The sequence below is a fragment of the Pseudomonas sp. P1_A1 genome (assembly GCF_056406935.1).
In genome coordinates this window covers 164,328-184,688 of sequence record NZ_JBFTZE010000008.1, presented here as the reverse complement: position 1 = coordinate 184,688, position 20,361 = coordinate 164,328, and the positions used below count along the sequence as shown (strand labels likewise).

At 61.2% G+C, this 20,361-nt stretch carries 19 protein-coding genes; 4 read left to right on the top strand and 15 right to left on the bottom strand.

What is annotated here, in order from left to right:
- Positions 1-31 precede the first annotated feature (31 nt).
- Positions 32-400, top strand: a complete 369-nt coding sequence (locus AC1D2Q_RS14435) for an Mpo1-like protein (RefSeq protein ID WP_019582554.1) — start codon at positions 32-34, stop codon at positions 398-400.
- Here AC1D2Q_RS14435 and AC1D2Q_RS14430 read toward each other — a convergent pair whose 3' ends face one another.
- The 3 genes from AC1D2Q_RS14430 to AC1D2Q_RS14420 all read right to left on the bottom strand — a co-directional run bounded on the left by AC1D2Q_RS14430 (position 401) and on the right by AC1D2Q_RS14420 (position 2,396).
- Positions 401-1,198 (bottom strand): acyl-CoA thioesterase, encoded by a 798-nt coding sequence (locus tag AC1D2Q_RS14430; RefSeq protein WP_477813601.1) that lies wholly within the window; start codon positions 1,196-1,198, stop codon positions 401-403. It abuts the gene before it with no gap.
- A gap of 105 nt (positions 1,199-1,303) precedes the next feature.
- A complete protein-coding gene (locus tag AC1D2Q_RS14425) occupies positions 1,304-2,071 on the bottom strand; it encodes a CHAD domain-containing protein (RefSeq protein WP_477813600.1) in 768 nt (255 codons plus the stop codon).
- A 46-nt stretch (positions 2,072-2,117) separates the two neighbouring features.
- Positions 2,118-2,396 carry a hypothetical protein gene (locus AC1D2Q_RS14420; protein ID WP_477813599.1) on the bottom strand — a complete coding sequence of 93 codons (279 nt, stop codon included), beginning with the start codon at positions 2,394-2,396 and terminating at the stop codon, positions 2,118-2,120.
- A 219-nt stretch (positions 2,397-2,615) separates the two neighbouring features.
- Between AC1D2Q_RS14420 and AC1D2Q_RS14415 the strand changes: the two genes are divergently transcribed.
- A complete protein-coding gene (locus AC1D2Q_RS14415; RefSeq protein ID WP_477813598.1) occupies positions 2,616-3,665 on the top strand; it encodes a patatin-like phospholipase family protein in 1,050 nt (349 codons plus the stop codon).
- A gap of 49 nt (positions 3,666-3,714) precedes the next feature.
- Here the strand turns inward: AC1D2Q_RS14415 and AC1D2Q_RS14410 are convergent, their stop codons facing one another.
- The 6 genes from AC1D2Q_RS14410 to kdpF all read right to left on the bottom strand — a co-directional run bounded on the left by AC1D2Q_RS14410 (position 3,715) and on the right by kdpF (position 11,874).
- A complete protein-coding gene (locus AC1D2Q_RS14410; RefSeq protein WP_477813597.1) occupies positions 3,715-4,413 on the bottom strand; it encodes a response regulator in 699 nt (232 codons plus the stop codon).
- 48 nt (positions 4,414-4,461) lie between these two features.
- Positions 4,462-7,113: a DUF4118 domain-containing protein gene (locus AC1D2Q_RS14405; RefSeq protein ID WP_477813596.1), complete on the bottom strand. Its 2,652-nt coding sequence runs from the start codon at positions 7,111-7,113 to the stop codon at positions 4,462-4,464.
- A gap of 129 nt (positions 7,114-7,242) precedes the next feature.
- Complete coding sequence (kdpC, locus tag AC1D2Q_RS14400; protein ID WP_477813595.1) at positions 7,243-7,788, bottom strand: potassium-transporting ATPase subunit KdpC; 546 nt, start codon at positions 7,786-7,788, stop codon at positions 7,243-7,245.
- A gap of 212 nt (positions 7,789-8,000) precedes the next feature.
- Positions 8,001-10,058, bottom strand: a complete 2,058-nt coding sequence (gene kdpB / locus AC1D2Q_RS14395) for a potassium-transporting ATPase subunit KdpB (protein WP_477813594.1) — start codon at positions 10,056-10,058, stop codon at positions 8,001-8,003.
- A 23-nt stretch (positions 10,059-10,081) separates the two neighbouring features.
- Positions 10,082-11,776, bottom strand: coding sequence for a potassium-transporting ATPase subunit KdpA (gene kdpA, locus AC1D2Q_RS14390; RefSeq protein WP_477813593.1), 1,695 nt, complete (start codon positions 11,774-11,776; stop codon positions 10,082-10,084).
- Positions 11,777-11,784: 8 nt separating this feature from the next.
- A complete protein-coding gene (gene kdpF / locus AC1D2Q_RS14385) occupies positions 11,785-11,874 on the bottom strand; it encodes a K(+)-transporting ATPase subunit F (protein ID WP_007899818.1) in 90 nt (29 codons plus the stop codon).
- Between the two features lie 326 nt (positions 11,875-12,200).
- Here kdpF and eat point away from each other — a divergent pair, with 326 nt between their 5' ends.
- Both eat and AC1D2Q_RS14375 read left to right on the top strand, forming a co-directional pair.
- The gene (gene eat, locus AC1D2Q_RS14380; RefSeq protein WP_258672872.1) at positions 12,201-13,565 is read left to right on the top strand and encodes an ethanolamine permease; all 1,365 of its coding nucleotides are present in this window, start codon (positions 12,201-12,203) and stop codon (positions 13,563-13,565) included.
- A gap of 125 nt (positions 13,566-13,690) precedes the next feature.
- A complete protein-coding gene (locus tag AC1D2Q_RS14375) occupies positions 13,691-13,858 on the top strand; it encodes a DUF2897 family protein (RefSeq protein WP_008006000.1) in 168 nt (55 codons plus the stop codon).
- A gap of 92 nt (positions 13,859-13,950) precedes the next feature.
- Here the strand turns inward: AC1D2Q_RS14375 and AC1D2Q_RS14370 are convergent, their stop codons facing one another.
- The 6 genes from AC1D2Q_RS14370 to AC1D2Q_RS14345 all read right to left on the bottom strand — a co-directional run bounded on the left by AC1D2Q_RS14370 (position 13,951) and on the right by AC1D2Q_RS14345 (position 20,287).
- The gene (locus AC1D2Q_RS14370) at positions 13,951-14,802 is read right to left on the bottom strand and encodes an urea carboxylase-associated family protein (protein WP_477813592.1); all 852 of its coding nucleotides are present in this window, start codon (positions 14,800-14,802) and stop codon (positions 13,951-13,953) included.
- A 15-nt stretch (positions 14,803-14,817) separates the two neighbouring features.
- Positions 14,818-15,471, bottom strand: a complete 654-nt coding sequence (locus AC1D2Q_RS14365) for a GntR family transcriptional regulator (RefSeq protein WP_477813591.1) — start codon at positions 15,469-15,471, stop codon at positions 14,818-14,820.
- A gap of 78 nt (positions 15,472-15,549) precedes the next feature.
- Complete coding sequence (gene fabF, locus AC1D2Q_RS14360) at positions 15,550-16,824, bottom strand: beta-ketoacyl-ACP synthase II (RefSeq protein WP_305409783.1); 1,275 nt, start codon at positions 16,822-16,824, stop codon at positions 15,550-15,552.
- A gap of 31 nt (positions 16,825-16,855) precedes the next feature.
- Positions 16,856-17,650 (bottom strand): SDR family NAD(P)-dependent oxidoreductase, encoded by a 795-nt coding sequence (locus tag AC1D2Q_RS14355; RefSeq protein WP_477813590.1) that lies wholly within the window; start codon positions 17,648-17,650, stop codon positions 16,856-16,858.
- Positions 17,651-17,843: 193 nt separating this feature from the next.
- On the bottom strand, positions 17,844-18,179 hold the full coding sequence (locus AC1D2Q_RS14350) for a ComEA family DNA-binding protein (protein ID WP_477813589.1): 336 nt from the start codon (positions 18,177-18,179) through the stop codon (positions 17,844-17,846).
- A gap of 113 nt (positions 18,180-18,292) precedes the next feature.
- Positions 18,293-20,287 carry a polysaccharide biosynthesis protein gene (locus AC1D2Q_RS14345; protein ID WP_477813588.1) on the bottom strand — a complete coding sequence of 665 codons (1,995 nt, stop codon included), beginning with the start codon at positions 20,285-20,287 and terminating at the stop codon, positions 18,293-18,295.
- Between the last annotated feature and the right edge of the window lie 74 nt (positions 20,288-20,361).

The window sequence follows — 20,361 nt, the reverse complement described above, 5'->3', positions numbered from 1 at the left end:
CATGAGCCTCAACGAACCAAGGATAAGCATCATGGGCAAACGTCATCCCAACCTTCCCGCGTGGCAATGGCGCCTGTACCCGCACAATCACCAGCACCCGACCAATCTGGTGTTGCACCTGATTGCCGTGCCGCTGTTCATCGTGGCGTTTTTGCTGATGGTCTCGGGGGTGTTCAGCCTGGATCTGGCGAGCTTCGCGATTGGCGTTATCGGCCTGATTGCCGCCCTGGGCCTGCAGCGTCACGGTCATAGCCTGGAGGCGCAAGCCTCCGAGCCGTTCAGTGATCGCAAAGACGCGGTATCACGCTTGCTGGTCGAGCAGTTCCTGACCTTCCCACGGTTTTTCTTCAGTGGCGGCTGGTGGCGCGCCTGGCGCGAACGCCACCGTCGCCATCGCTGATCAAGCGAAAATCGTGACGGTCTGCCGACTCATGGCGATCAACTGACCGTCTTCGCTCCACAGATTGGCGGCGGCGTGCCCGTAGCCGTCAGCGGCATGTTCGATGTCCACCAGGTACTTGCACCAGTCCAGCGTACTCAACGCCAGCAACGGCTGGACGAATTCGATGGTCCAGGTGAGCGTGCTGCCTGCCGCCGGTTTCTTCAGATGCGACAACAAGGACGGCGGCCAGGCGTCGACCAGCGCCAGGATATGGGCTTCGCTGACCGACTCGCCCTCCCCGTCCCCGCGCAAGCGTACCCAACCACCCATGTCCCGCGATTTGTTACCGGTGAACGGCATGCCACCGACACTCCAGCGCATGGCCAGGTAGCGCATGAATTCCGGAGTCACGCCTTTGATGTACGGCAGCTCCTGACAGTCGTCCCAATGCTTCATCTCAGGAGCCGGGTTGGCCGCGACCACCACTTCGGAAGTTCGCGAAGCGCCGAAGCTGCCCTGGACCAACGTCACCACTTGCCCCTTCTGCATCGCCCGGCCCAGCAGCTGGCTGACGGCTTTGCCTTCGCGCAATACGTCGACTTCAAAACTGACCGGTACATCGGGCTCGACCGGGCCGACAAAGGTGATTGCCAGCGAGCGCACCGGACGATCCGCCGGGACTTTTGCGCGCATGGCTTCGTATTGCAAGGCGGCTATCAGACCACCAAAACTCGCCCGCCCCTGACCCCACTCGGGTGGAATAGACACTTCCTGCGGCTGGCTGCGAACAGCGTCGAGCAGATCGGAAAAGCGCATGGAAACCTCAGAGACTGGGAAATGGATGGAGCGATCTTAACCAGCCCGCAAGGCCGGCACAGCGCTTATTCCGGCCAAAGAGCCCGACAGATAGGCCGGATGGGTTCAGGATTTGAAGCAGGTGGCGCTGAGTTTGTCGAGGACGCGGTCGGCGCGCTCTTCGGCCTGGGCCATGGTGGTTTTCCAGATTTCGACACATGGCTGCAAATCAGGCTCTTCCTTGGCGCGGGCCAGCCATTGCCAGCTGTCGTGCCAATCCCCCAAGGCAGCCTGAGCCGCTTTCAGCCTCGGCATGGCCGCTTCCGGCAAACGATCCAGTTCGGGATAAGCTTCGATCCCATAACGCGCACGCTTGATCAGCAGGCGCAGACGATGGCGGTCATGGGCGGGATCGTGCAGGGCCTGGTCGAGTTTCTTCCATTGTTTGGCCAGGCGTTTTTCGATGCGCTGGCGCAAGCCCTTGAGCAAACCCTGGCGTTGGGAGGCCCGCAGGAAACGCGGAAAGGCGTCGAGGATCATCAACAACTGCGTCAGCTCCGGGCTCATCGCCACGGTGGGATAAGCCTCAGCCATCCGCGCCATGCGCCGGTGCGCGGCCTCGGGTTGATCGTGCTGGAGCAAGTACGCTGCCAGCACTTCACGATCACGCAACGGTGTGGTCAGTTGGCCGACCCGGGACGACGCTGCTTCCAGCTGTTCGACCCCAGGCAAACCGCGCAAGGGTCGCAGCAGGCTGCGCAATCTGCGCACGGTGGTGCGCAGATCGTGCAGCGCTTCCGGATCGGTACGGGCACCCAAGCGAGCCTGACAGGCCAGCAAACGGACTTCCAGGCCCAGTACTTGAGCCACCAACCGATCAACCACGGCAGACATCGCGTACTCCCTGAATCGAGTTACCCTGAGTACGCTCCATCATGCCTCAACGGCCGGCGCGGGACTCACGAATGTAAAAGCGTGCCTTCTCGGCCTTTCTGGTACAACCCTCGTACGCTTCGAATTGTTGCTGGGTCTTGGCACCGGTCAGCAACGACAGCGCCTTGGAGTAGCTGACAGTCCCGGCTAAACCCTCGGCCTTGGCCAGATCCAGTTCGTGCCAAGCGGCGTCGATCTGGCTACCGCAGCTGTCACGGTAAGCGGTTTTACCGGCACAACCGGCAAGCGCCAACGCAATCAAAGGCACACAAATCCAGGCTTTCATCACTCACACCTCAAAGATAATAGACACTCGTGCAGGTAAGACCGCTCTGGCGCGTGAAAAGTGCCTTGGACCCGCAGTGGAAACTATAGCGCTCGCGAGGATACCTACTCGCCTTCCTTGAGTGTCAAAAAACGACGCCCGCTCCCGTCGAACGACCATAGCGATTGAAGCGGGCCCCTCGATGGGTGCATTGTTGAGCCTTGTCAGAGAGGTCGATTCATGAAAAAGCGTGTCGCACTGGTGTTGGGCTCGGGCGGTGCCCGGGGCTACGCCCATATCGGCGTCATTGAAGAGATCGAACGGCGTGGCTACGACATCGCCTGCATCGCCGGTTGCTCCATGGGCGCGGTGGTCGGCGGGATCTATGCCGCCGGCAAACTCGATGATTATCGCGACTGGATCGAGAGCCTGGATTACCTCGACGTGTTGCGTCTGGTGGATGTCAGCTTCCGCCTGGGCGCGATTCGCGGGGAGAAGGTCTTCGGGCAGATCCGCAAGATCGTCGGTGAGATCAATATCGAAGACCTGCGTATTCCCTACACGGCGGTGGCCACAGACCTGACTAACCAGCAGGAAATCTGGTTCCAGGAAGGCTGCCTGCACCAGGCCATGCGCGCCTCGGCGGCGATCCCAAGCCTGTTCACACCGGTGATGCAGGGCAATCGAATGCTGGTGGACGGCGGCATCCTCAACCCGTTGCCGATCGTGCCGGTGGTGTCGAGCCATTGCGACCTGATCATCGCGGTCAACCTCAACTCCACCAACCAGCGTCACTATCAACTGCCGGTGATCCAGCGCCCGGCGGCGTTCAAGACCCGCTTCGACAGCCTGATCAGCTCGCTGGGCTCGAAATTGCCTTTCCGCCGCAAACAGGCAGAGCAATTGCTGCTTCTCGAAAAGGAAGCGCTGATGGCAGAAGCGGCCGAGATCAACCCGTGGATCGAATCCGCCCAGCCCGAAGCCCAGCAACCGGCCGCAGCCCCGGAAAGCGACGGCGCACCGAAATCCGCCACCGGGTCGTTCATCATCGACAACGTCGGGCCAGCGTCTTTGCTGGACCTGATCAACCAGAGTTTCGAGGTGATGCAGACGTCATTGGCGCAGTACAAGATTGCCGGGTATCCACCGGATATCCTGATCAACGTGCCCAAGCGGGTGTGCCGTTTTTTCGAGTTCTACAAGGCGCCGGAGCTGATCGCGCTGGGGCGGGAGATTGCCCGGGATACGCTGGATCGGTATGAGAATGAGCGCAATGAAGATTGGCGGTAAAGCGTACTGACGATCGTTCCCACCCAGAGGGTGGGAACGATCAACAGAACTAAAGGCTGACTTCACTCAACAACCGATACCCCACCCCCGCCTCGGTGACAATGAACCGCGGCTGAGTCGGATCATCCGCCAGTTTCTGCCGCAAATGCCCGACTACGATCCGCAGATAGTGACTGTCTTCGGTGTGGGTCGGCCCCCAGATATCCTTGAGCAATTGCTGCTGGGTGATCACCCGCCCCGGATGCCGCGCCAATTGCGCCAGCACGGCGTATTCCTTGCGCGTCAGTGCCACTTCGGCGCCGTCCAATAGCACCCGGCGATAAGCCAGGTCGACAGTGAGCGGACCGAAATTGAGCGCTGCTTCCTGGGCCTCACCCGTTGGCGCCTGACGCAGCAAGGCGCGCACCCTGGCGAGAAACTCCTGAATGCCGAACGGCTTGGTCACGTAGTCGTTGGCACCGCCATCCAGCGCCTGGACTTTCTGCCCTTCGCTAGCACGCACCGAGAGCACCAGCACCGGCACCGTCGACCACTCGCGAAACTCGCGCAATACCTGCTGGCCGTCCATGTCCGGCAGGCCTAGGTCGAGCACCAGCAGGTCGGGTTTGTTCAATGCGGCCTGGGCCAGGCCTTCCGTGCCGGTGCCGGCCTCCAGCACTTTGTAGCCTTGGGAAGCGAGGCTGATGCGCAGGAATTTGCGGATCTGCGGTTCGTCGTCGATGACCAAAACGGTCGCGGTCTGGCTCATGAATTCACATCAACACAAAGAGGTGGCAAGAGAGTAGCGCAGGCGAGATCAGGCTTCACTGTCCAATCCCGGCTGAGTCTGCAACGGCAAGTGCAGCGTGATGCAGGTGCCGCGCCCGTCGATGCCGTCGGCGACGCTGATCCGCCCGCCATGGGCACCAACCATGCCCTGACAAATCGCCAACCCCAGCCCCGTCCCCTGCCCGCCACGATCGCCGCGAGCGGCGGTGTAGAACATGTCGAAAATCTTCGCCCGGTCCTCCTCCGGAATCCCCGGCCCCTCATCGCTCACCGAAAAAAACAGCTCGCTGTCAGTGGCGCCAGCGCGCAATTCAAGACGTCCGTGGGGTGGAGAGAAACGCGCAGCGTTTTCCAGCACATTGACCAGTGCTTGCTCGATCAACGCAGCGTGCACATAGAGCAGCGGCAGTTCGGTCGGCACTTCGGTAACGACGTGCAACGACGCCAGCACCGCGCGCAGACGATTGAGCGCACTGCCGACGATGTCTGCTGGCGATACCCAGTCCCGCGCCAGCTTCAGGGCGCCGTGACCGAGGCGGGTCATGTCCAGCAGGTTTTGGATGTAGCGATCCAGCCGTTCGGCTTCATCGCGGGTGCCTTCGAGCAGTTCGCGACGGTCCGCAAGCGGAATCGCCTCACCCAGCGCCAACAGGCTGTCGATGCTGCCGCGCATGGAGGTCAACGGCGTGCGCAAATCGTGGGACACCGACGCCAGCAGCGCGCTGCGCAACTGCTCTGTTTCGCCATGCAAGCGCGCCGCTTCAAGGTCATCAGCCAGTTGCGCCCGGGCCAACGCCTGGGCCAACGGTTGGCTCAGCGCGGTCAGCAAGCGCCGACGCTGGCCGCTCAGGGTCTGGCCTTCCTTGGCACACACGCCGAGCAATGCCAGCGGCCCGTCATCCACCGACAACGGCCACCACCACCAGCGCCCGAACGGTAAGGTACCGGTGCCCGCGCCTGCCGGTTGATCGTGTTGCCAGGCCCAATCGGCGGCGGCGCGCTCGGCCTCGGAAAACTCCAGCGGCCCACCGGTTTCGACTTTCCAGCCGCTCTGGCCATCGCGATTGAGCAGGCACAGTTTCAGGTCGCTCCAGCCGTTGAGATGCTGGGCCGCGGCGCTGACCACGGCCTGACGGTCGGTGGCGGCGGTGAGTTTGCGCGACAGGTCGAGCAGTTCGCTGGTCTCTTCCTGAGTGTCGCGCAAGGCCTCCAATTGCCGCCGTTGCCGCGCTGCAAGGTTACCGGTCAGGGCCGCCATCAACAGGAAGAATAGCAAGGTCAACACGTCTTCTTCGCGCTGGATGGCAAATGAGAAATTCGGCGGAATGAACAGAAAGTCATAGGTCAGAAACGACAGCGCCGCACAGGCCAGCGCCGGTCCAAGACTGCTGCGCACCGCTACCAGCAACACTGCCGCAAGGAACACCAACGAAATGTTGGGCAGCGGCAAGACGCTCGACACCGCCCAGGCCAACGCACTGGCGAGCACCGTCGCCACCAGCGCCAAGGCGTAATCGAACCACACCAGCGACAACGCCGAACGCTGACGTGGCAGGTGCTGTTCGTGATCGCTGTCGAGCACGTTGATTTCCAGCCCGCGAGCATCGCGCAGTAAACGCGACGCCAGGCCGCCGCCGAACAAGCGTCGACGCAAACGCTGGCGTGACTGGCCCACCAGCACCAGGCTGGCACGACGTTCGGCGGCGTGCTGGATCAACGTTTTCGCCACCTCACCAGCACGCAGCAACACCACTTCGCCACCGAGGCGTTCGGCCAGTTGCTGGGCACTTTGCAGGCGCAGGCGCGACTGCTCGTCGCGCACCCGGCCGTTGTCCACATGCACCAGGCTCCACGGCAGATGCCGCCGCTGGGCGACGCGACTGGCGTGACGCACCAGACGCTCGGCCTGCGCATCGCCATCGACGCCCACCAGCAAGCGACCGCGCACCGCTGGCGCCGCTTGCCCCAACTGGCGATACCCCTGGGCCAGATCGTTATCGACCTGAGCGGCGGCGGTTTGCATCGCCAGTTCGCGCAGGGCGGTGAGGTTGGTCTGGGTGAAGAACGCATCGATGGCCGCCCGCGCCTGCTCCGGCACGTAGACTTTGCCGTCGCGCAGACGCTCCAGCAACTCGCGCGGCGGCAGGTCGATCAGCAACAGTTCGTAGGCTTCTTGCAACACCCAGTCCGGCAGGGTTTCACGCACCTGTACGCCGGTGATGCCACGCACCTGATCGTTGAGGCTTTCCAGATGCTGGACATTGACCGTGGTGAACACGTCGACGCCGGCAGCCAGCAATTCCTGGATGTCTTGCCAGCGTTTGGTGTGACGGCTGCCGGGGGCATTGGTGTGGGCCAGTTCGTCGACCAGAACCAGTTTCGGTTTGGCGGCGAGCAAGCCATCGAGGTCCATTTCTTCGAGCATCACGCCGCGATATTCCGAGCGCACCAACGGCTGCTGCGGTAAACCGGCGAGGAGTGCTTCGGTTTCGGCGCGGCCATGGGTTTCAACCACCCCGGCCAGGACTTTCACGCCCTGGCGCAGTTGAGTGTGGGCGGCCTGGAGCATGGCGTAGGTCTTGCCGACCCCCGGAGCGGCGCCAAGGAACACCTTGAGCCGGCCGCGGCCATCGCGGGGCAGGTCTGCTAACAGCGCATCGGCGCGGCCGGAGTCACTCATCTGTCATTGCCTTGTTCGACTTGGGATTGGGGTGTTGCCATAAAAGATCGCAGCCTTCGGCAGCTCCTACAGAGGTCGCGGTGTCGACACGGTCAATGTAGGAGCTGCCGCAGGCTGCGATCTTTTGATCTACAGCTTCTGCAGTGCCAGGTTCAACTCAAGCACATTCACCACCGGCGGCCCCACCAACGGCCGCTCGATGTGCGCATCAAGCAGTTGTTCAAGCGTAGACACCGGCAGGTTGCGCGCTGCCGCGACACGCGCCAGTTGATAGGCAATCGCCGCTGGTGGCAAGTGCGGATCGAGGCCGCTGCCGGAGGTGGTCAGCATGGCCAACGGCACCGGTCCCTGCCCGGCCACCTGCAGTTTATTGGCCTCCTCGATCACCCGAGTGGCCAGCGCCGGATTACTCGGCGAAAGGTTGCTGGCGCTGCTCGACACGGTGGCAAAGGCACCGGCCGACGGCCGTGGGTGGAACCACGCATCACCGACGAAATCCTGGGCAATCAACGACGAGCCACGGACCTTGCCGTCGGCGTCGCGCACCAGGCTGCCATTGGCCTGGTCCGGGAAGGCGACCTGGGCGACGCCGGTCACCACCAAGGGGTAGGCGACGCCGGTGATCAGGGTCATCAGCACCAGCAGGCTCAGGGCCGGACGTATCAGTGTGGACATTTCAAAATCCTCGATTCGAAGAATACTCATCACTTAGAAGGCACACACATCACCTGTGGCGAGGGAGCTTGCTCCCGCTCGGCTGCGCAGCAGTCGTAAACCCGGTGAATGCGGTGCCCTGAATAAGCATTGGGCCTGAGGTGGGCCGCTTCGCAGCCCAGCGGGAGCAAGCTCCCTCGCCACAAAAAAGCCCCTGCCTCAAACAACAACCGCTAAACCAGATGCAACGCCGTCAACAGCATGTCGATCGCCTTGATGCCCACGAACGGCACCAGAATCCCGCCCAGTCCATAGATCAGCAGATTGCGCCGCAGCAGCGCCGCCGCACTCGCCGCTTGCACCCGCACACCGCGCAGCGCCAGTGGAATCAGCACCACAATGATCAGGGCGTTGAACACGATTGCCGAGAGAATCGCGCTCTGCGGACTGCTCAGGTGCATGACGTTGAGCACACCCAATTGCGGGTAGATCGAGGCGAACAGCGCCGGCAGGATCGCGAAGTACTTGGCCACGTCGTTGGCGATGGAAAAGGTAGTCAGCGCACCACGGGTCACCAGTAATTCCTTGCCGATCTGCACCACGTCCAGCAGCTTGGTCGGGTCGCTGTCGAGATCGACCATGTTCGCCGCCTCCCGCGCCGCCTGCGTGCCGTCGTTCATCGCCATGCCCACGTCCGCCTGAGCCAGGGCCGGGGCGTCGTTGGCGCCGTCGCCGCACATGGCAACCAGTCGACCGTCGTTCTGCTCATGACGAATGCGCGCCAGTTTCTTCTCCGGCGTGGCTTCGGCCAGCACGTCATCCACGCCTGCTTCGGCAGCAATTGCGGCGGCGGTCAGCGGGTTGTCACCGGTGACCATGACCGTGCGAATCCCCAGTTTGCGCAGCTCGGCAAAACGCTCGCGGATGCCGGGCTTGACCACGTCCTTCAGATGAATCACACCGAGCAATTTGCCGTCGGCGCACACCAGTAACGGTGTGCCACCGCTCTGGGCGATCTTGTCGATTTCCCGGGACAGGGCGGGAGCCAGATCAGCGCGTTTCAGACCGACGAAGTTCAGCAGCGAATCCACCGCGCCTTTGCGATAGACCCGGCCCTGATAGTCGACACCGGACAGGCGGGTTTCAGCGCTGAACGGCACGGCGGTCAGCATTTCAGAGGACGGCTCAGGTTGCGGGTGCAGACCACGCAGGTAGTCGACGATGGATTTGCCTTCAGCGGTGTCATCGGCCAGAGAGGCGAACAACGCGCCTTCGGCCAGTTCCTTGGCGCTGACGCCTGGTGCGGCATAAACCGCGCTGCAGCGGCGGTTGCCGAAGGTGATGGTGCCGGTCTTGTCCAGCAGCAGGACGTGTACGTCCCCTGCCGCTTCCACGGCGCGACCGGATTTGGCGATCACGTTCAGGCGCACCAGACGGTCCATCCCGGCGATACCGATGGCCGACAGCAAGCCACCAATGGTGGTCGGAATCAGCGTGACCAACAACGCCACCAGGAACACCAGCGGCAAGTTGCCGTTGGCGAAGTGGGCGAACGGTTGCAGGGTCACCACCACCAACAGGAAGATCAGGGTCAGGCCGATCAGCAAGATATCCAGCGCCACTTCGTTCGGGGTTTTCTGGCGCTTGGCGCCTTCAACCAGCGCGATCATGCGGTCGAGGGTCGACTCACCGGGGTTGGCGGTGATACGCACCAGCAGCCAGTCCGACACCAGTCGAGTGTTGCCGGTGACGGCCGAACGGTCGCCGCCGGATTCGCGAATCACGGGCGCCGATTCACCGGTAATCGCCGCTTCGTTGACCGCCGCAATGCCTTCGATCACCTCGCCGTCGCCGGGAATCATCTCCCCCGCTTCGACGCGCACCACGTCGCCCTTGCGCAGGCTGCTGGCCGGTACTACCTGAAAGCTGCCATTGGCACTTTTGCGTCGGGCGCTCAAGCCAACGCTGCCGGCCTTGAGGCTGTCGGCGCGGGCCTTGCCGCGACCTTCGGCCAACGCTTCGGCGAAGTTGGCGAACAGCACGGTGAACCACAGCCACAACGCGATTTGCGCGGCGACGAAGGTCGGCACGGCGCTGTCGGGAATGAAGCACAGCACGGTTGTGAGGATGGCGGTCAGTTCCACCACCAACATCACCGGCGCACGCTGCAATTGCCGTGGGTCGAGCTTGACGAAGGCTTGCACCAGCGCCGGACGCCACAGGGCCGAGATCGCGGTTTTCGGTTGTTCCGGCGCCTTGACGACGGCGGCTTTGCTTACAGGCATATTCATCATCGTGCTCCTAAAAAAGCGGCTCAGAAGCCCATACTCAAGTGTTCAGCTATCGGACCCAGCGCCAGTGTCGGCAAGAAGGTCAAACCACCCACCAGCAAAATGGTCACGGTCAGCAAGGTCACGAACAGCGGGCCATGAGTGGGGAAGCTGTTCTGGCCAATCGGCGCGGTTTTCTTCATCGCCAGGCTGCCGGCCAGGGCCAGTACCGGAAGGATGTAACCGAAGCGCCCGATCAACATGCCCAGCCCCAGCATCAGGTTGTGGAACGCAGTGTTGGCACCAAAGCCGCCGAAGGCAGAACCGTTGTTGGCACTGGCCGAGGTGTAGGCGTAAAGCAACTGACTGAAACCGTGAGCACCGGGGTTGCTCACCGCCGCCATCGGGCCTGGCAGGCTGGCGGCAATCGCGCCGAGCACCAGCACGCCCACCGGCATCACCAGCAAGGTCACCACCAGCAGCTGAACTTCCCGGGCTTGCAGTTTCTTGCCGAGGTATTCCGGCGTGCGGCCGATCATCAGTCCGGCGAGGAACACCGCGATCAACACGTTGAGCAACATGCCGTAGAGCCCGGCACCGACGCCGCCGAAGATCACTTCGCCGACCATCATGTTGACCATCGCGACCATGCCACTCAGCGGGTTGAGGCTGTCGTGCATGCCGTTGACCGAACCGTTGGACGCCGCAGTGGTTGTCACCGACCACAGCACGGTGGCGGTGGTGCCGAAACGCGCTTCCTTGCCTTCCAGCGGCGCGGTCTGTTCGACGGCAACGTTGGCCAGGGTCGGATTGGGTTGGTATTCAGCCCACAGCGACGTCGCGCCGCCGATCAAAAACAGCGCCAGCATGCAGGCGATGATCGCGCGGCTCTGACGCAGATCTTTGACGTAATGGCCGAAGGTGAACACCAGCGCCACCGGGATCAGAATGATCGAGGCGACTTCGAACAGGTTGCTCCACGCCGTCGGGTTCTCGAACGGATGCGCCGAGTTGACGCCGAAGAAGCCACCGCCGTTGGTGCCCAGTTGTTTGATCGCAATCTGGCTGGCGGCCGGGCCGAGCGGGATCACCTGATCGACGCCCTGCAGGGTCACGGCATTCACATATTGCGCGAAGGTTTGCGGCACACCCTGCCACACCAGATACAACGCCAGCAGCAGGCACAGCGGCAGCAAGCCATAGAGGGTGGCGCGGGTCATGTCGACCCAGAAGTTGCCGAGGGTTTTGGTCGACTTGCGACCAATGCCGCGACACAACGCAACCAGAACCGCCAGACCGGTGGCGGCGCTGACGAAGTTCTGCACGGTGAGGCCAACCATCTGGCTCAAGTAACTCAGGGATGCTTCGCCACTGTAGGACTGCCAGTTGGTGTTGGTCATGAAGCTGACGGCGGTGTTGAACGCCAGCGTCCACTCCTGACCCGGCAGGTTTTGCGGGTTCAGCGGCAAGTGATCCTGAAACAGCAGGATCGCGAACAACAGCAAGAAGCCCGCGAGGTTGAAGGCGAGCAAGGCCAGGGTGTATTTCTGCCAGCTCTGTTCGGCCTGCGGAACGACGCCGGCCACCCGATAGCAACCACGCTCCACTGGCCCGAGAATCGGCGAAAGCCAGGTACGCTGTCCTTCCATCACCTTGTAGTAGAAGCGCCCCAGAAACGGTGCCGGAATCAGCACCACGGCGAAGAAGGCGAGGATCAGCCAATAGTCATAACTGTGCATAGCCGCTCCTAGTTCCGGTCCGCGCGCAACAGCGCAACCAACAGATAAATGAACAGCCCCACTGCCAATAGCAGTGACACTCCGTCCAGAACGCTCATGGAAGTTCTCCGTGTTACGGCGTATTGCCGCGTGTGGAGTGATTGTCGGCAGGGAGGCTGTAAAGGCGCGAGATCGAGGGGTGCGGCGGGGCATAAAGAATGCGTAAAGAGTGGGTTTCTGCCGGGGTTGCTGTGGTGTCCGGGCTTGCTCGCGAAGGCGGCAGCACTGACGACACTGCCCCCAACTGGCGCACAAAAAGCGGCTAATCCGCCGCGAACATCCCCGATACGACACCTTTTCGCGCTTTACGACTGCCATCACAACACTGGCACGCCCGCTGCACACGCCCTCCCCCGAGCTTTCCAAACCGTTCAGGGGACAACACATGAACACACAACTCAAACCCACGCTGGGCACGCTGCACCTGTGGGGAATCGCGGTCGGGCTGGTGATTTCCGGTGAGTACTTCGGCTGGAGTTACGGCTGGGGCGTGGCCGGTACGCTGGGCTTTCTGGTGACCTCGTTCATGGTCGCCACGATGTACACCTGCTTCATCTTCAGTTTCACCGAGCTGACCACCGCGATTCCCCATGCCGGCGGCCCTTTTGCTTACAGCCGCCGAGCCTTTGGCGAGAAAGGTGGGTTGATTGCCGGGTTGGCGACGCTGATCGAATTCGTCTTCGCGCCACCGGCGATTGCCTTGGCGATCGGCGCCTATCTAAACGTGCAGTTTCCCGCCCTCGACCCGAAACACGCAGCGGTCGGGGCGTACATCGTGTTCATGGGTCTGAACATTCTCGGCGTGAAACTGGCGGCTACCTTCGAACTGGTGGTCTGCGTATTGGCGGTCGCCGAATTGCTGGTGTTCATGGGCGTGGTCGCCCCGGCGTTCAGCTTCAGCAACTTCGCCCTCAACGGCTGGGCCGGCTCTGATGTGTTCGGTGCGCCGGCGATTGCCGGGATGTTCGCGGCGATCCCGTTCGCCATCTGGTTCTTCCTGGCCATCGAAGGCGCGGCCATGGCCGCCGAAGAAGCCAAGGACCCGAAACGCACGATTCCCAAGGCCTACATCAGCGGCATCCTGACCCTGGTGCTGCTGGCGATGGGCGTGATGTTCTTTGCCGGGGGTGTCGGCGACTGGCGCACCCTGTCGAACATCAACGATCCGCTGCCGCAAGCGATGAAAGCCGTGGTTGGCGAAAGCTCCGGCTGGTTGCACATGCTGGTGTGGATCGGCCTGTTCGGCCTGGTGGCGAGTTTCCACGGGATCATCCTCGGCTACTCGCGGCAGTTCTTCGCCCTCGCCCGGGCCGGTTACCTGCCGGCATCGCTGGCCAAACTGTCGCGCTTCCAGACCCCGCACCGGGCAATCATCGCCGGTGGCGTGATCGGCATCGCGGCGATCTACAGTGACGGCTTGATCAACCTCGGCGGCATGACGCTGACGGCGGCAATGATCACCATGGCGGTATTCGGTGCGATCGTGATGTACATCATGAGCATGCTCAGCCTGTTCAAACTGCGCAAAACCGAACCGAACCTGGAACGCACTTTCCGCGCGCCTTGCTACCCGTTGCTGCCATTCATTGCGCTGGTGTTGGCGGTGGTTTGCCTGGTGGCGATGGCCTGGTTCAACACCTTGATCGGGTTGATCTTCCTCGGCTTCATGGCGGTGGGTTTCGTGTACTTCATGCTGACGGCGCAACTGCGTGCCGATGCGCCGGCGGATGCGATGTTGACCGGGCTTTAAACAGCCGCAGTGTGGCTGTCAGATCAGGCATAGAATGGAACCACTGCGAAATTCCATCGCTCAAAAGTGGTATGCAGGATCGGTTGGCGAAACCCGCCCACCGACCTGCCCTCAAGGAGAATCCTATGCCCTGGTATGCCTGGTTGATTCTGATCGTTGCCATCGGCTCGATCGTTGGCGGTTTGATGATGCTGCGCGACACCGCCAACAAGGTCGAATTGACTGAAGAGCAACGCAAGCGCGTCGCCGAACGCAACGCGGAAGCGGATGCCAAGGATGCGCAGGACCGCTAGATCAAAAGATCGCAGCCTTCGGCAGCTCCTACGCGGAATATGCGTTTCCCCTGTAGGAGCTGCCGAAGGCTGCGATCTTTTTGCTTTTGCTCTTATTTTTCCCAATCCGCCTTGGCGATGTGCAATCCGTGCTGTCCTTTATAAGCCGCACGCTCCGGCTGGCTCCAGCCCTCAAGCAACGAATCCTCCAACCGGTAAATCTCCACTCCCAGCGGGCGACAGACGCTCAACGGATCCTGCGCATCCGGCCCCCACATGGCCAGCGACAGATCGCCGCCCGGGCAGGTCGATAGCGCACACAAAAGATCAATCTCGGCAAAGAACTCCAGATAGTCGCCCTTCTGCGCCGGGCAGGCTTTCATGAAATACATGTCGTCGTGGTTCAGGCCGGTGCACTGGAAAATGTTCAACACGTCATGCACATCGAACTCGGTCAGGCCATGGGGTATCACCGCGCGAGTCAGGTTGGAGTGGCAGTGATGATGGAAGTCTTCACCGGTGAGCATTTTGTTCACGTAAGGATCGCAGCGCGTTCCCAGTAAATCGTGCAAACGCCCGCCGTGTTCGTCGATGCCATAACCGGCCAGGCTATCGTCGGTAATGGTCACCAGCGGTCGTAAAAAGGGCAGGTTCGACCAGAGCCGGTCATGGGTGCTGACATGGGCGCCCTGTAACTGCCGGGTCCGCGCCGCCCACAAGCGCTCGCGTGGATCGTGGGCATTCCAGACGTTGAAATCCCCGACTTGCGGGCCGACCGGGGTCGTGACCCTGAACACGTGCCCGGCCGGTACATTCCAGGCGCGACCGGTGCGGATCGGCACCTCGAACTGCTCGATCAGCGTGCGCCCCTCCTTTTTGTCCCGGACTCTCTCGTAGAAAGCCGTGTCTACCTGCAAGGCCGAGCCTTTGCTGACTTGATAGGCCGCCGGATAGTCTTTGTACATGGCACAAATCCTCGATCAGTGATGGGAAGAAGGGGTAAGCATCTGCAACAGGAGGTGTTCGGAATCGTCGAGATAACGGCTCATGGCGTTCGCAGCCGCGCGCTTGTCGCCGTCGGCCAGAAACTCATGTATCTGCCGGTCACGCGCCAGCCAGGGCGCCTGAAAACGGGATTCATCGGGAGCGGTGCAAAACACCAGGCGCAGTTGCGCGACGACGTTGGTGAAGAACTCATCGAACAACGGACTGCGCAGCAACCCGACGATGTGTTGATGAAAGGCCAGGCTGTGGGTGCCGACCGCGCGCCAGTCCTCGCGCTCCCGGGCCAGCTCGGTGGCCTCCAGGGCTTCGAGCATCCGGTCGGACTGATACTCACGCAATGGCTGGCTGGTGCTGATGGCTTGCAGTTCCAGGGTGCGCCGGACCTTGAACAGATCGCGCACATCATCGACACCCAGCCTGCGCACCATCACGCCCTTGTTGCGGACATACCGGGTCAGCCCTTCCTGCCCCAGACGGTGCAACGCCTCGCGAATGGTGTTGCGCGAGGCGTTGTAGGCCGACACCAGATCGTTTTCCACCAGCGCCATGCCGGGCAGCAAACGACCGCCGATGATGTCAGCGCGCAATTCCAATGTGATGTGGTCAGCCAGGGACAGTCCGCTGCTCATACTCAACGCCTCGTGATTGTTCAACAATCGTCTGCGAATGAGTAATCACTATTCGTGCCATCACCTGTCGTTCCTGAACTAGTCCTCCCAGTATTTGAACAATACGCTGGCGTTCACGCCGCCAAATCCGAAACCGTTGGACATCGCGTAGTCAATGTTCATTGGTCGCGCCTGACCGTGAACGATGTCCACGCCTTCGGTGGCCGGATCCGGGTTATCGAAGTTGAGCGTGGCCGGCACCACCTGATCGCGCAGCGCCAACAGGGTAAAGATCGCCTCGACCCCGCCTGCGGCGCCGAGCAGATGCCCGGTGGCGGACTTGGTCGACGTCACCGCGATCTTGTTGTCCGAGCCGAACAACGACTTGATGGCCGCCAACTCTCCCAAATCGCCAACCGGTGTCGAGGTGGCGTGCGCGTTGAGATGCTGCACCTGCGCCGGCGAAATGCCCGCCTGAGCCAACGCCAGCGACATCGCCCGACGCGCACCGCTGCCATCCTCCGGCCCCGCAGTCAGGTGATAAGCATCGGCGCTGGTGCCGTAACCGACCAGCTCGGCCAATGGCTGAGCGCCGCGAGCCAGGGCATGTTCCAGGGATTCGATCACCAGCAGGCCCGAACCCTCGCCCATCACGAAGCCATCGCGCCCACTGTCGAACGGCCGCGAGGCGCGCTCCGGGGTATCGTTGTAGCCACTGGACAGGGCCCGGGCCGCCGCAAATCCGGCGAGACTGACCCGATCGATCGCCGCCTCCGCGCCGCCACACACCGCAATGTCCGCCTCACCACAACGAATCAGCCGCGCCGCGTCACCAATCGCCTGAACCCCGGCCGCGCACGCTGTTACCGGAGCCCCCAAAGGGCCCTTGAAACCGTGCTGGATCGACACATGGCCCGCGGCGAGGTTGACCAGAAACGAAGGAATGGTGAACGGCGATAACCGTCGCGGACCACGGCTGTCAGTGGTGCGCACCGCATCGGCAATCGCGCCGAAACCACCCACGCCCGAGCCGATAATAGTGGCCGTGCGCTCTTGGGCATTGGCGTCGAGCGCTTGCCAACCGGCCTGCTCCACTGCCTGGCGCGCCGCTTCCATGGCGAACACAATGAAGCGGTCCATCTTCTTCTGCTCTTTGGGCGGCGTCGCCCGATCCGGGTCAAAACCCGCCTCGGCATCTTCCGCCAGAGTCGGCACCACGCCACCGACCTTGGCCGGCAGATCGGCAACCACCTCGTCCGGCAACGCCCGCACCCCGGAGCGTCCAGCCAACATACGCGCCCAAACCGCTTCGACGCCGCTCCCCAACGGACACACCAGGCCCATGCCCGTGACTACCACCCGACGATTACTCATAGCGCAAATACCTCAGTCGATTCATGGCGCCTCACTTGTAACGCGCGGCGGCCGTGCTTCTGGACAGATTCGGCGCCATCGCATGACGCGCCGCCATAAAAGCTTCCCACTCCGAGACATTCGCTAACGAAGGAATGGTGATCAGTTCACCCTGATCCAGACCCGACAGCGCCGCGTCGACCATCTCCCCCGCTTCCATGATCATGTCTTCCGGAATCTGGGACGCATCAATACCGGAGCGCTCCAAAATCTCGGTGCGTGTCACGCCCGGCAACACCGCTTGCACCTGGACCCCGGTGCCTTGCAGCTCAGCATTCAACGACTGAGTCAGGCTCAACACATAAGCCTTGCTCGCACTGTACGTAGCGTTGAACCGCTCAGGCAAAAACGCCACCACCGACGCAATATTGATAATCGTCCCGCGACCCGCCTTGGCAAAACTGGCTGCCGCCGCCGAGGCCAACCGCGTCACCGTGGTAACGTTCAGTTGAATCAGGCGCTCCATCTGATCCATGTCGGCGTTGGCCAACAAACCATCCGCCGCGATACCTGCGTTGTTCAGTAACAGACTGATGCTCGAATCGCTGCGCAGACGTTGCTCGACCTTCAGCACCTCATCCTTTTGCGTCAGATCCGCCTTGAGCACCTCCACCTGAACACCATACTCCGCGCGCAACTTGCTCGCGGCAGCCTCCAATCGCTCCTGATCACGGGCGACCAGCAATAAATCAAAACCACGCGCCGCCAACCGCTGCGCGTAAACCGCGCCAATGCCGGAAGAAGCGCCGGTGACGAGGGCCGTACCTTGGGTCTGGACAGAATTCATGACAGTGCTCCTGGGAGGATGCTTAAGGGAAGACGAACGCTTCAGCGAACGACGGATTTATTATAGGCATAATTTTATCGCCATATGATAGCCGTAATTTTTTGCATCCCGATGAAAGGGGCCAGATAGACCTCCGCAGCAACAAGCAAAAAAGGCCGGTCAATGACCGGCCTCCTGGTGTGGATCTATCAGCTTAGTTCACTTCCAGCTTCTCGCGATTCTTGTCCAGAATGGCTTTGCCAATCCCCTTCACTTCCAGCAGTTCGTCTACCGACGAAAATGGCCCATTACTCTCACGATAAGCAACAATCGCCTTGGCCTTCGCCTCACCGATCCCGGACAACTCCCGTTGCAGGGTTGGCGCATCGGCCCCATTCAGATCGACCTTGGCGGTTTGAGACTTGGCGGCAGCGTCCAGCACCAAGGGTGCCTTGGCAGCCTCTGGCGCAGCCGTCGGCGCAGCGATTGCCGCAATAGAGGCGCTGGTGAGCAGGGCAAAAACCAGAGAGTAGAAGTAGCCAGTACGCATAAATGAAGCTCCATGACATCGATTGGAAGAAGCAGCTTTTCCGAAGCTGCCTCCCAAACTTAGGCGATGTGATGGAGCTGTCAAAAGTGTGTCCGTTACAGGATGTGAAACAATCAGGGTTCGAGGCGGCGTTGCTGGTGGATCCAGTCGACGATCTCCCCGTCGGGGGTGTAGCCGCTGACCGTTTCGCGTAGAAGTTGACGGACGCGGGAGTAATCATCCTGTTCGACGGCAAGCAGCAACTCGGTCAAACGCCCCTTGAGCACGTCCCAGGGCAAATGGTCTTCGTTGGCGGTCATGATCATCGGATGTGGCGTCGCTGCGACGTTATCCCCAATCAGCAACTCTTCGTAGAGCTTCTCTCCCGGACGCAGGCCCGTAAACTCGATCGAAATATCGCCCTGGGGATTTCGCTCGGAACGGATGCTCAAGCCGGACAGGTGAATCATCTTCTCTGCCAGCTCGACGATCCTTACCGGCTCGCCCATGTCCAGCACGAACACATCGCCGCCCTGCCCCATGGAACCGGCTTGAATCACCAATTGCGCGGCTTCGGGGATCGTCATGAAGTAGCGGGTGATTTTCGGGTGCGTGACCGTCAGCGGGCCACCGGATTTGATCTGACTGTGGAACAGCGGGATCACTGAGCCGGACGATCCCAGCACATTGCCGAAACGCACCATGGTGAAACGAGTCTTGTTAACCCGGGATACATTGGCTTTATCGCCGAACAACACCGGGGCAATTTCACGGCTGAGGGCTTGAAGGGTCAACTCCGCCAGGCGCTTGGTGCTGCCCATGATGTTGGTCGGGCGTACGGCCTTGTCGGTGGAGATCAGAACGAAGTTCGCGACCCCCGACTGCAGGGCAGCCTGAGCGGTATTGAGCGTACCGATGACATTGTTGAGCACGCCTTCAGCGATATTGTGCTCGACCATCGGCACATGCTTATAAGCCGCCGCGTGATAAACGGTATCCACATGCCAGGTCTTCATCACATCGAGCAGTTTGTGCGGGTGACGAATTGAGCCGAGTATGGGCAATAACTTGACCGACACCGACTCACGACAGCCGCGCTGCTCCAATTCCGACAGGATGCTGTAGAGGTTGAACTCACTGTGCTCAAACAGCAAAAGCGTGGTCGGGCCAAGGGAGAAAATCTGCCGACATAGTTCCGAACCGATCGATCCGCCGGCGCCAGTGACCATGACTGTCTTGCCTTTGATGCAGCGCTCGAGCAAATCAGCCTGGGCTGGCACGGCATCAMGACCCAGCAAGTCAGCGATATCCACTTCCTGGATGTCTTCAACCTTGACCCGACCACTGGCCAGATCGGTGAAGTTCGGGACGCTTCGCACATGGAGGGGATAGGCCTCCAGCAGATTGAGAATTTCCCTGCGTCGTGCGCGGGTGGATGACGGCAGGGCCAAAAGGATTTCCTGTGCGCCGGTGACGTCGATCATCTGCTGGATGTGTTTCGGTTTGTAGACCTGGAGGCCTGAAATAGAGCGATCGGCAATGCTGGAGTCGTCGTCGATGAAGGCTACGGGGCGCATCACCCGGCCCATGCGCAACGCAGCGACCAACTGGTTGCCTGCCACGCCTGCGCCGTAGATGGCGACTTTGGTCAGGCCGTCATCGCGGCTGGTGAACGGTACGTGCTGGGCCGCGGTGAACCAGTCGCCCATGAAGTACTGGCGCATGCATAGGCGTAGGCCTCCGATGATGACAAGGCTTAGCCACCAGTAGTTGAAGATGATGGAACGGGGGACGACGACCTGATGGTTGCTATACCAGAAAACGACTACTGCTAAAATGAGCGCAGAAAGGCTAACCGCCTTGATAATGGCAATCAATGCTTCATTGCCAAAGTAGCGCATGACTGCCCGATACATGCCAAACCGAATGAACAGAGGGATGGCAATCACTGGCGCGCAAAGAAACAACCACAGGTGAGCCCTCAGAGGCTCAAGCAGATCGTCTATACCCAAACGAACCACGAACGAACCCCACAGCGAGATCCAGACCAGGAACACGTCCATGATCACCTGAATCAGGCGCTTTCTCTGGCGAGGCATTCCCAAAAGGAATATCCGCAGTTTGTCCATTCCCATTCCTTCCATCTTGATCTCAGTTAGTCCAAGCCATGCAGGGATTGCACCACAGTCACAGAACAATTCCT

What these genes read in the sequence shown, in the direction of transcription:
- AC1D2Q_RS14435 (WP_019582554.1), top strand. Translation starts at nt 32, where the DNA reads ATGGGCAAACGTCATCCCAACCTTCCCGCGTGGCAATGGCGCCTGTAC.
- AC1D2Q_RS14430 (WP_477813601.1), bottom strand. Translation starts at nt 1,198, where the DNA reads ATGCGCTTTTCCGATCTGCTCGACGCTGTTCGCAGCCAGCCGCAGGAA.
- AC1D2Q_RS14425 (WP_477813600.1), bottom strand. Translation starts at nt 2,071, where the DNA reads ATGTCTGCCGTGGTTGATCGGTTGGTGGCTCAAGTACTGGGCCTGGAA.
- AC1D2Q_RS14420 (WP_477813599.1), bottom strand. Translation starts at nt 2,396, where the DNA reads ATGAAAGCCTGGATTTGTGTGCCTTTGATTGCGTTGGCGCTTGCCGGT.
- AC1D2Q_RS14415 (WP_477813598.1), top strand. Translation starts at nt 2,616, where the DNA reads ATGAAAAAGCGTGTCGCACTGGTGTTGGGCTCGGGCGGTGCCCGGGGC.
- AC1D2Q_RS14410 (WP_477813597.1), bottom strand. Translation starts at nt 4,413, where the DNA reads ATGAGCCAGACCGCGACCGTTTTGGTCATCGACGACGAACCGCAGATC.
- AC1D2Q_RS14405 (WP_477813596.1), bottom strand. Translation starts at nt 7,113, where the DNA reads ATGAGTGACTCCGGCCGCGCCGATGCGCTGTTAGCAGACCTGCCCCGC.
- kdpC (WP_477813595.1), bottom strand. Translation starts at nt 7,788, where the DNA reads ATGTCCACACTGATACGTCCGGCCCTGAGCCTGCTGGTGCTGATGACC.
- kdpB (WP_477813594.1), bottom strand. Translation starts at nt 10,058, where the DNA reads ATGAATATGCCTGTAAGCAAAGCCGCCGTCGTCAAGGCGCCGGAACAA.
- kdpA (WP_477813593.1), bottom strand. Translation starts at nt 11,776, where the DNA reads ATGCACAGTTATGACTATTGGCTGATCCTCGCCTTCTTCGCCGTGGTG.
- kdpF (WP_007899818.1), bottom strand. Translation starts at nt 11,874, where the DNA reads ATGAGCGTTCTGGACGGAGTGTCACTGCTATTGGCAGTGGGGCTGTTC.
- eat (WP_258672872.1), top strand. Translation starts at nt 12,201, where the DNA reads ATGAACACACAACTCAAACCCACGCTGGGCACGCTGCACCTGTGGGGA.
- AC1D2Q_RS14375 (WP_008006000.1), top strand. Translation starts at nt 13,691, where the DNA reads ATGCCCTGGTATGCCTGGTTGATTCTGATCGTTGCCATCGGCTCGATC.
- AC1D2Q_RS14370 (WP_477813592.1), bottom strand. Translation starts at nt 14,802, where the DNA reads ATGTACAAAGACTATCCGGCGGCCTATCAAGTCAGCAAAGGCTCGGCC.
- AC1D2Q_RS14365 (WP_477813591.1), bottom strand. Translation starts at nt 15,471, where the DNA reads ATGAGCAGCGGACTGTCCCTGGCTGACCACATCACATTGGAATTGCGC.
- fabF (WP_305409783.1), bottom strand. Translation starts at nt 16,824, where the DNA reads ATGAGTAATCGTCGGGTGGTAGTCACGGGCATGGGCCTGGTGTGTCCG.
- AC1D2Q_RS14355 (WP_477813590.1), bottom strand. Translation starts at nt 17,650, where the DNA reads ATGAATTCTGTCCAGACCCAAGGTACGGCCCTCGTCACCGGCGCTTCT.
- AC1D2Q_RS14350 (WP_477813589.1), bottom strand. Translation starts at nt 18,179, where the DNA reads ATGCGTACTGGCTACTTCTACTCTCTGGTTTTTGCCCTGCTCACCAGC.